We start from the raw sequence: 264 nt of genomic DNA on the forward strand, positions 1-264 counted from the left end.
GCGACCAGTCGGAAATCGGCGTGCCGGCGATCATCAAGCTGGTGGACGCGCTGGATACGTACATTCCGGAGCCGGTGCGTGCGATCGACAAGCCGTTCCTGATGCCGGTGGAAGACGTGTTCTCGATTTCGGGCCGCGGCACCGTGGTGACCGGTCGTATCGAGCGCGGCATCATCAAGGTGGGTGACGAAGTCGAAGTGGTGGGCATCCGCCCGACCCAGAAGACGACCGTGACCGGCGTGGAAATGTTCCGCAAGCTGCTGG

1 protein-coding gene is annotated in these 264 nt (G+C 63.3%); it reads left to right on the plus strand.

Annotated features, from left to right (window positions below; genetic code table 11):
- Positions 1–264: EF-Tu/IF-2/RF-3 family GTPase (locus JHD67_RS22960; protein ID WP_255557480.1), on the plus strand; the 264-nt coding region annotated here is incomplete at both ends.

Origin of the sequence: Dyella sp. ASV21, from assembly GCF_016428975.1 — a bacterium.
GTDB lineage: Bacteria > Pseudomonadota > Gammaproteobacteria > Xanthomonadales > Rhodanobacteraceae > Dyella.